Source organism: Mesorhizobium sp. M7A.F.Ca.US.005.03.1.1, assembly GCF_003997975.1.
Taxonomy (GTDB): Bacteria; Pseudomonadota; Alphaproteobacteria; order Rhizobiales; family Rhizobiaceae; genus Mesorhizobium; species Mesorhizobium ciceri.
This window is the reverse complement of the sequence record NZ_RZRO01000156.1, coordinates 1-9564: the sequence shown is the minus strand read 5'-3', so window position 1 is coordinate 9564 and position 9564 is coordinate 1. Positions and strand designations below refer to the sequence as shown.

Sequence of the window (9564 nt, the reverse complement as noted above, 5' to 3'; positions counted from 1 at the left end):
CGAGCGGCCGGCCCGTTCCGGCATCGGCAGGGCCGAATGGGCGGCGCGTATGTCTTCGACCCTGGCCAGCACATCGGCGGGGAAGGGCGCCACCTTCGGCCCGGACATGTCGACATGCAGCGACAGCGATTCGGAAGTCGCGGCCAGCCAGCCGTCGACATGGCGGATTTCCTGATAGGCCCGCAGCCGCTTATCGTCATGGTCGATGAGCTGGAAAGAGACCGTGACCTTGTGCTCGAGATGCAGTTCCTGCACGTAGCAGACATGGACTTCGGCGGTGTAGATGGTGAGGCGGCGATCCCTAGCATAGTTCGGTCCCATGCCCATTGCCTCGAAGGCGTCGTCCGAGCAGCGGTCGAACAGCACGTTGTAATAGGCCATGTTGAGATGGCCGTTGTAGTCGATCCAGTCCTTCTCGATGTCCATGGGTTTCGAGACGAAGGGAGTGGGGATGGGCATCGAAACTTCCTTGTTCTGGTGCTGGACAGAGCGTGGCTCCGGAGACTCTATTTGTTCTGACGCAATTTCGGACGGAAAACCGCTTCACACTTTTCCTGGAATTGCTTTACGCATCCATAGACGCATAACAAGCATGGACGCTGGTCCATTCGCGGAGGAATTCATGGCTCTGAGCGACCTCAACCCGGTCGAACGCAACGAGGAAGGCATCGCCGCGGTGCTCGGCATCCTCAAGCAGCAGCTCGGCGAGCGATTCCAGACCGGCCAGGCGATCCGCTCGCAGCATGCACATACCACCACCTACATTCCGACGCAGGCACCGGATGGCGTTGCGTTCCCCGAGACGACGGCCGAGGTGCAGGAGATCGTGCGCGCCTGTGCGGCGCACCGCGTGCCGGTGATCGCCTTCGGCGTCGGCTCCTCGCTGGAGGGTCACACCAACGCACCGGGCGGCGGCATATCGGTCGACACATCGCGCATGAACCGTATCCTGGCGGTCAATCCGCAGGATCTCGACTGCACGGTCGAACCCGGCGTCACCCGTGAGGATTTGAACCGGCATCTGCGCGACACCGGCCTGTTCTTTCCGATCGATCCCGGCGCCAATGCCTCGCTGGGCGGCATGGCCGCAACGCGGGCCTCCGGCACCAACGCGGTGCGCTACGGAACGATGCGCGAGAACGTGCTGTCGCTGACCGCCGTCATGGCCGACGGCGAAATGGTGACGACCGGCAAGCGGGCGAAAAAGAGCTCGGCCGGCTATGATCTGACGCGGCTGCTGGTCGGCTCGGAAGGCACGCTCGGCATCATCACGTCGCTGACCTTGAAGCTGCAGGGCATCCCGCAGGCGATCTCCGGCGGCGTCTGCCCGTTTCCGAGCGTCGAGGCGGCCTGCAACGCGGTTATCGCGACGATCCAGATGGGCATTCCGGTGGCGCGCATCGAACTGGTCAACGCGCTGCAGATGCGGGCGATGAAGAACTATTCGAAGCTCGATTATCCCGAAAGCCCGTGCCTGTTCGTCGAGTTTCATGGTAGCGATGCCGGCGTTGCCGAACAGGCCGAAACCTTCGGCATGATCGCGGAGGAAAATGGCGGCGGGCCGTTCCTGTGGACCAGCGTCGCCGAGGAGCGCACCAAACTGTGGAAGGCGAGGCACGACGCCTACTGGTCGTCGCTGACCCTGCGGCCCGGCGCCAAGGGGCTGTCGACCGATGTCTGCGTGCCGATCTCGCGCTTTGCCGAATGCGTCATGGAAACCGAGGCCGATATCGCCGAGATGGGCCTGATCGCGCCGATCGTCGGCCATGCCGGCGACGGCAATTTCCACGTGCTGGTGCTGATGGATGTGAACGATCCCAAGGAGATCGCGCTGTCGGAAAAGTTCGTCGCGCGGCTCAACATGCGAGCCATCGCCATGGACGGCACCTGCACCGGCGAGCACGGCATCGGCCAGGGCAAGATCGGCTTCCTGCGCCACGAGCTCGGCCACGGCGTCGACATCATGCGCACCATCAAGCAGGCGCTCGATCCGCTTGATATCATGAACCCGGGCAAGATCTTGCCGGGAAACTAACCGATTTTCCGACGCAAGGTTCGTAGGCGGCCAGTCTTGACCGCGCCACCATTCGGGCCGAGGCTTGGCCGGTAGCAGGGCCTGAAGCCAACAGGCGTGCCAGCGGAGGAGGATGCCATGGCGATTTCACGCAAGGAAGAAGCGCGCGCGCTGAGTGCCGACGAACACGATCTGGTGGAGAAGTCTCACCATCCGGCGGTGCAGGAGCTCTCCGACGCCGATCTTGCCGGCCTGGTCAAGCTGTTGCGGGAGCGGCGCGACAAGGCGCAGACCGAAGCACACCGCCGCCGGCGTGAGATCCGGGGCAAGGGCGCGGCGAAGGGCGCTACGCCTTCGAAGGCTGATGGCGGGTCGCAGCTCAAGCTTGCGGTGCTGGCCATGGCCATGCGGCGCCTGAATGGCGAGGCCGAGCGGCGCCGGCAACTGGCCGCCAGCGTTTCGCTGATCGAGAATGCGCGCAAGGCATTGGTGATGAAGCAAGGGGCGGCATCGGACGGCCCCGCCTTCAACTCGCGCACCGCGCGCAGGGGTATGCGGCCGGTGGCGAACCAGAGGGCGCCGGATCTGGTCCGGCCAATGGAACTCGGCCGGCAGCGCAGGGCGGCCAAGGTGGCACAGGCAAAGCGCGACGCACGCTGAATTCGCGGTGATCGCGGGCTGAAATCGTTGAGGACGCCTGCCTACCGTGCGGCAGGCTTCGCCTGTCCGCCCTCGACAAGCGTCTGCAGCATGGGGCGGGTTGGCGCGAAGAATGTCGTGCCGGTGTGCGGTGTGGAGAAATCGAGCAGGCGGTCGTAGGCGCCCGGCGGCTCGCCGATATACATGCGCTGCAGCATTTTTTCGGTGACCCAAAGATATCTGGAATAGCCGATGAAGTAGGTGCCGAACTCGTTCTGCCCCGGCCTGCCGAACGGCATGTTGTCGCGCAAAATATCGTACTCGTTGCCGGCGGCATCCTCGATGGTGGCCAGCGACTTGTGCGATTTGCGCGGCGCATCGTCATCGTCGATTTCGATGTTGTCGATCTTGGTGCGGCCGATGATCGCTTCCTGCTCGGGCGTCGGAATGCGCGCCCAGGCCTGCATGTCGTGGAGATATTTCTGGACGACGACATAGCTGCCGCCGGCGAAGTCGGCGTCTTCATCGCCGATGAGCGCAGAGGCGGGCAAGTCGAGGCCGGTCGGGTTGGCGGTCCCGTCGACGAAGCCGAGCAGGTCGCGCGCATCGAAATAGCGAAAGCCGGAAACCTCATCGATGACGCTTACGCCGTCACCGAGATTGTCGAGCAGGATGCGCTCGAACTCGAAGCACATGTCGGGTCGCTCGGAGCGGATGTGGAAGAGAAGATCGCCGGCGGTCGAAGGCGCCGAATGAACGGCACCCTTGATCGGCGCGAACGGTTTCAGTTCCAGCGGCCGCCGGTCTGGAGAGAGACGATCCCAGAGATCGCGGCCGATGCCGGCGATGCACGACAGCCGCCCGGAAAGGTCGCGGAATCCGACATTTTTGACGAGATCGTCGAGCCCGCCGAGCACGGAGGCAACCTTGGCGAGCGCGCTCTGCCCACTGGCGACGGTGACGACAAGAAAGACCGCCGAAAGCGACAGCGGAGCGTCGACACTTTGCGCATCGATCGGCACGCGATCCCAGTTCTTGCCCGACATCCGATTTCTCCGCTTCGCCGGGATTTGTTTCAGATCACCGGAGATCGCGCAACTGGATGAATTGCCTCTTTATCGACACGCGGATGCGGGTAGAGTGCGGCGGAAATTCAACCAACCTGTTCGGAGCTGATGCTCGCACGCCTGTTCGTGATCTTCGGTGGCCTGTTCGTGCTGGTGCTGTGTGCGGCGCTGGTGGTGCCGTATTTTATCGACTGGACCGGCTACCGCGCCGACTTCGAGCGCGAGGCGAGCGCCATTCTCGGCCGCAAGGTGACCGTGCAGGGCGACGCCACGGCAAGGCTGTTGCCGTTCCCTTCGGTGACCTTCTCGAATGTCGCCGTCGCCGGCGGCCCCAACGGCCAGCCGGCCATGACGGTCGAGACGTTTTCGATGGATGCGGAACTGGCGCCCTTCCTGCGCGGTGAAGTGCTGATCTTCGACATGCGGCTGGTGCGGCCGAAAGCGACCATCGATATCGCCAATGACGGCACTGTCGACTGGGCGATACGGCCGTCCTCGCCCTTCGACCCCAGCCAGATCTCGATCGAGAAGCTGACGGTGACGGAGGGTCAGATCGAAGTTCGCCATGCCGCTGGCGGGCGCAGCCATCTGTTTTCCGAGATCAATTCGACCGTCTCGGCCAAGTCGCTGGCCGGCCCATGGCGCATGGACGGCACGCTGCGGCTGGACGGGTTGCGCACCGCGGTCACCGCGTCCACCGGCAAGGCCGAAGGCTCAGGACAGATGCGGTTTCGGCTGAAGGCCGATCCGGACGCCTATCCGCTGGTCATCGAGACCGACGGCAATGCCGGCATCGTCAATGGGGCTGCCGTCTACTCCGGCCAGTTCAAAATCTCCGGTGCCGACAAGAACAGCGCCGAGCTGCGCGGCACCGATGGCGAGACGGTGAAAGTCTCGGCCGGTAAGCCCGATCCGGGCTTTCGGCTGAACGGCAAATTTTCGCTCGACCACCAGAAACTCGGGGTCGACGAATTCCGCTTCGAGACCGGGCCGCTCGACAACCCCTACACCGCCGATGGCAAGGCTTCTGTCGATCTCGGGCTGAAACCGAGTTTCGCCATCGAGGCCAATGGCGCGCAGGTGCAGTTCGACGAGGCGGTGGGCGCCGAAGCCGGCGCCGGCCTGACGCTGGACCAGCGCATCGCGGCGTTCGAGCAAGCGCTGCTCGATATGCCGAAGCCGACCATCCCCGGCACTGTCGAGGTCAAGCTGCCGGCGGTGGTGGTCGGCGACACCACGGTGCGCGACGTGCATCTTTCCGCCGAGCCGGTCGATGGGGGCTGGTCGGTGAAATCGCTTGCCGCGACCTTGCCCGGCCGCACCACGCTGGAAGCGGATGGCATGCTGGTGCTCAATTTGGAAGGGCATTTCGGCTTCAACGGCTCGCTGCTGCTGGCCGTGGCGCAACCTTCCGGCTTTGCCGCCTGGCTGTCGAAGGATGTGGACGAGGCGATCCGCCGTCTGCCGGCCGCCGGCTTCAAGGCCAAGGTCGACCTCTCGCAGAAGCGCCAGGCCTTCAGCGATCTCGAACTGATCCTGGGCAAGGCGAAGTTTTCCGGCCGCATCGATTCCAGCCAGCCCGACGATGCCAAGCCCTCGGTGCTGATGCGGCTCGAAGGCGGTGATCTCGATGTCGACGGGCTGGCGGCCTTCGCCTCGATCTTCGTCAGCGACAAGGGCGCCAATCGCTTTGCCGACCGCGACCTCGATTTCCAGATCAAGGCCGGGCCGGTCAACGCCGGCGGGTTGACCGCCGACACGGTCGACACGGCGCTCAGGCTGCGCGACGGGCTGCTCGAAATCGACCGGCTTTCGGTGGGCGGGCTGGCCGGCGCCTCGATCAGCGCCACCGGCCGGATCAAGGATTTCCCCGCGAGCCCGACCGGCAAGCTCGATGCGTCGGTGGTTGCCGTCGATCTGAAGCCGCTGATCGATGTCGCCGCCCAGCACTATCCCGACAGTGCCGTGCTCAAGGGACTGTCGAGCCGTGCTGCTGCCTATCCCGAGCTGTTCCAGGATGCGCGCATCGACCTGGTGGCCAGTGCGGCCGACAATGGCGACGGCACCACGGGCCTGGCGGTGAGCGGGCAAGGCAAGGCCGGCGGCTCGGCCTTTTCGGCGTCGCTGTCGGGGAAGGGCGCGGTGGACAAGCTTCTCGAAGCGCCGGTGGCGCTGACCTTCAACGCCAAGAACCCTGATGCCACCGCGCTGCTGGCGCTCTATGGCCTGCCGGCGCTGCCGCTCGGCATGCTGGGCGAGGCAAACACCGATATTCAGGCCAAGGGCACGTTTGGCGGCGGCCTGGCGACGAATTTCAGCCTTGCCGGCAATGACTTCAAGGCCGGTTTCGAGGGAACGATCGCCGACACGCCGCAAGGCCTCGCCGCCAAGGGCAAGCTCAGCCTCGATGCCGCCGACATCGAGCCATGGCTGATGACGTCGGGCATCGGCCTGCCAGGCATGGGGGCGGGCATGTCGACGTCGCTCGCCGCGCAGGGCGACTACGGCAACGGCCTGCTGGTGCTGGACGAACTCAGCGGCGCCATCAACGAAGCGGCGGTGTCCGGCGACGTCAATATCGATGTAAAGGACGGCGTGCCACATCTGGCCGGGGCGCTGGCGCTCGACGAACTCGACCTCGATCCCCTGGCGGTGGCGCTGTTCGGCGACTCCGCCTTTCTGGCCGACAAGGAGGGCGCAGCCAAAGACCGGGCAGGCAAGGGTGGCGTGTGGCCGGCGACACCGTTCAGCCAGAAATCCAGCCTGCCATTCACCGCCGACCTCGACCTGACGACGGCAGCACTGGCCGCCGGCCGGTTCGCCACCGCCTATGACGCCGCCTTTTCGCTCAAGCTCGACCAGGAAGGCATCCGCGTTTCGGATCTCAAGGCGAAGTTGCTGGGCGGAGCGCTGACCGGCCTATTCGAGTTGAAGAACAACAACGGCACCGGGCTGTTCTCTGGCCAGATGAAACTGGCGGGCGCCGATCTGGCGACCGTGCTGCCGGATGCCGGCATCAGCGGCATCGGCGATTTCTCGACGGCGCTGTCAAGCAGCGGCAAATCGGTCGAAGGGATGGTGGCTGCCTTGTCAGGCTCCGGAACTGCGGCGTTGAAGGGCGTGAAAGTTGCTGGCCTCAATCCAGATGCGTTCAGTGCGTTCCTCGCCAAGGCGGATGCGATCGGGCGCGACATCGATGCGGCCAAGACCGCCGGCTTCGCGCCCGAGATCGCCGCTGATGGCAGTTTTGCCGCCGGCGATACCGACATAGCCTTCACGGTTGCCGGCGGCACGCTGCGGGCGCCGCCGGTCAGCCTGGAAAATCCAGCGGCGACCTTGTCCGCCGACATCACGGCGGATCTCAACGCGGCCACGGTGTCGGCCAAGGGTGCGATCACTTATCAGCCTGGCGACGAGGCGCTGGTCGGCTCCGAGCCGGTTGTGAATTTCACCGCCGAGGGGCCGTTCGGCGCGGTCAAACGAGCATTCGACAGTGAGCCGCTGGCGCAGTTCCTGACCCAGCGCGCGCTGGAGAAGGAGCAGCAGCGCGTCGAGGCGATGCAGGCCGCGCTGCTCGAGAAGCAGCGGCTGCGGCGCGAAGTGCGCTATTACGCTGCGCTGCAGGATGCTCGCGACAAGGCGGCCGAGGAATTGCGCCGGCAGGAGGAAGCAGCGCGGCTCAAAGCCGAAGCTGACGCCAAGGCCAAGGCCGAAGCGGATGCACAGGCTCAGGCTGAGGCGGACGCAAAGGCTCAGGCCGACGCGAAGGCGAAAGCCAAGGCGGACGCAGATGCCAAAGCCAAGGCCGATGCCGAAGCGAAGGCGGCTGCCGAAAAGCAGGCCGCCGACGAGGCGGCCAAAGCGCAGGCCGAGCAGGAGCGGCAGAAGGCGGAAGAGGCGATGCGTATTGCCTCGCAGGAAAAGGCAAGGCTCGAAGCCGAACGCAAGGCCGCGCAGCCTCCGAAGGTGGAGCGGGCGCCGCTGCCGCAGGCCAACGACAATCCGCCGCCGGCCAAGCCGAAGTCCAATCCGTTCACGATCGACAATCTGCTGAAGTCGCTGCAGTAGCGAAAGTTGGAGGTCTCATGACGACTTTGAGCCGTCCTGACTTAAGCGATATTCACCGGGGCGATTGGGTGGATCGCCGATTGCCGTCCGCATGGCGACCATATACGCGACTGGCGCGGCTGGATCGCCCTGTAGGGATATGGCTGACGCTTTTTCCTTGCTGGGCTGCGCTGATACAAGCGTCGCACGGTTTCCCGGACTTTCTGGAACTGGCTGTCTTCTCTCTCGGCGCTTTGCTGATGAGAAGCGCCGGCTCCACGGTCAATGACATTGCGGACCGCAAGTTTGACGGCCATGTCGAGCGGACTCGCTTCCGGCCGCTGGCGAGCGGACAGATGGGCGCCCTGCAGGCCTTTGTCTTTCTGACCGTTGAGCTTGCACTCGCGGCTGCCCTGCTGTTTTTTCTAACTCCCTACACGCGCCTGGTCGCTATCTGCGTTCTGCCGCTCGTGTTCATCTATCCGCTGTGCAAGCGTTTCACCCATTGGCCCCAGGCCGTGCTGGGCGCGGCGTTCAACTGGGGGATGCTTATGGCATGGGCCGAGGTCGCAGGACATATCCCGGTGGGAGCATTGCTTATGTGGGCCGGAGCCATCGCATGGCAGATCGGTTATGACACCGTCTATGCCTACGTTGACGTGAAAGACGACACCCGCCTCGGGCTGAAATCGACAGCGATCTTGTTCGGCCGGCATGGCAAGACCTGCATTGGCCTTTTCTATGCTCTGACGGTTGGCGCGTGGTCGCTTGGAGGTTGGTTGTTGGGCATGTCGCTGCCTTACGCCATTGGAATGCTGGTGGTCGCCGCGCAGCTTGGCTGGCAGACCTGGCGGATTGACCTTGCCCGTCCGGAGGTGAATTTTCGTCTGTTCCTGGCAAATATCCTGACAGGCGTGCTGCTGGCCTTGGCAGCCTTCATCGGAACATGGTGAGCAGGCTCATTAAGGTGGCGGAGCTTCATTACGGTCTCGATCGAGCAGCCGCCGCAGCATCGGTTCGATACGTGACAGTTCGTCGAGATGCGCCGCCGACAGCTCGGCCAGGCAATCGTCGGCGCGCTCGGTCAGTTGCAGCAGCACGCGGCGATGGTCGTCCTTGTCCTGATCCCTTGTGACCAGCCCTGCCTCGCCGAGACGGTTGACCAGTTCGACGGCGCTGTGGTGGCGAATGCGCAGGCGTTCCGCGAGATCGCCAACCGTCACCGGGCCGCCGCCGGGGAATCCCTTGATCGCCAGCAGCGCCTGATGCTGGCGCGGGGTCAGGCCGGCGTCTTCCGCCTGGACCTGGCTGAATTCGAGGAACCGGCGGATCAGGTAGCGAAACTCCGACAGCCGCTGGTAATCGGCCTGGCTGATGGCGGGACGTTGTTCTCGTGGCTGCGACATATCAGACATGTGTTCGTTTTCCGGCGAAAGCTCAAACGGATTTCGGGCGAAACCGGCTTGAATATTTATATCGTGTTACGATACATAGCCACCGACAAACCCGGCTGGCCGCTTCGACCGTGCCGCATCCCAGACATACGGCCGCCGCCAGGAAGCAACTGCCATGAAGACCCATCATTCGAACCCGGAGCACCTGCGCGATTTCACCACGGATCCCAGGGTGCTGCTCGTCGCCGCCATTGCCGTGGTGGTGGCGACAGCCGGGTTGTTTGCCGGCATCGCGCTTTTGAAGCTGATCCGGCTTGCCACCAACATCGCCTATTTCGGCCAATTCTCGCTTGCCGACCTGAAGCTCGAGAACACGCCGCTTGGGCTTGCCGCAGTCCTAGTT

At 64.3% G+C, this 9564-nt stretch carries 7 protein-coding genes and 1 pseudogene; 5 read left to right on the top strand and 3 right to left on the bottom strand.

All coding sequences use genetic code 11. From position 1 onward, the window contains the following. Positions 1–459, bottom strand: a 459-nt coding sequence (locus EN990_RS33740; RefSeq protein ID WP_164766210.1) for a thioesterase family protein, incomplete at its 3' end; no start/stop codon positions are given. Positions 460–622: 163 nt separating this feature from the next. Between EN990_RS33740 and EN990_RS33735 the strand changes: the two genes are divergently transcribed. Together EN990_RS33735 and EN990_RS33730 are read left to right on the top strand one after the other, a co-directional pair. Continuing rightward, positions 623–2035: an FAD-linked oxidase C-terminal domain-containing protein gene (locus tag EN990_RS33735; protein ID WP_127368752.1), complete on the top strand. Its 1413-nt coding sequence runs from the start codon at positions 623–625 to the stop codon at positions 2033–2035. Positions 2036–2152: 117 nt separating this feature from the next. Then, a complete protein-coding gene (locus EN990_RS33730; protein WP_013531009.1) occupies positions 2153–2674 on the top strand; it encodes a hypothetical protein in 522 nt (173 codons plus the stop codon). A 41-nt stretch (positions 2675–2715) separates the two neighbouring features. Here the strand turns inward: EN990_RS33730 and EN990_RS33725 are convergent, their stop codons facing one another. After that, a complete protein-coding gene (locus EN990_RS33725; protein WP_127385455.1) occupies positions 2716–3699 on the bottom strand; it encodes a Dyp-type peroxidase in 984 nt (327 codons plus the stop codon). A gap of 129 nt (positions 3700–3828) precedes the next feature. Between EN990_RS33725 and EN990_RS33720 the strand changes: the two genes are divergently transcribed. Together EN990_RS33720 and ubiA are read left to right on the top strand one after the other, a co-directional pair. Beyond that, positions 3829–7788 (top strand): AsmA family protein, encoded by a 3960-nt coding sequence (locus EN990_RS33720; protein ID WP_127388550.1) that lies wholly within the window; start codon positions 3829–3831, stop codon positions 7786–7788. A 17-nt stretch (positions 7789–7805) separates the two neighbouring features. Beyond that, on the top strand, positions 7806–8720 hold the full coding sequence (gene ubiA / locus EN990_RS33715; RefSeq protein ID WP_063172463.1) for a 4-hydroxybenzoate octaprenyltransferase: 915 nt from the start codon (positions 7806–7808) through the stop codon (positions 8718–8720). Between the two features lie 9 nt (positions 8721–8729). On the opposite strand, the gene EN990_RS33710 is transcribed toward ubiA, so the two are convergent. Continuing rightward, entirely contained in the window at positions 8730–9182 is a 453-nt protein-coding gene (locus EN990_RS33710) for a helix-turn-helix domain-containing protein (RefSeq protein WP_063172462.1), read from the bottom strand. A 154-nt stretch (positions 9183–9336) separates the two neighbouring features. On the opposite strand from EN990_RS33710, the pseudogene EN990_RS33705 reads away from it, so the two are divergent. Next, positions 9337–9564: pseudogene (locus EN990_RS33705) on the top strand (chloride channel protein); the annotation flags it as partial.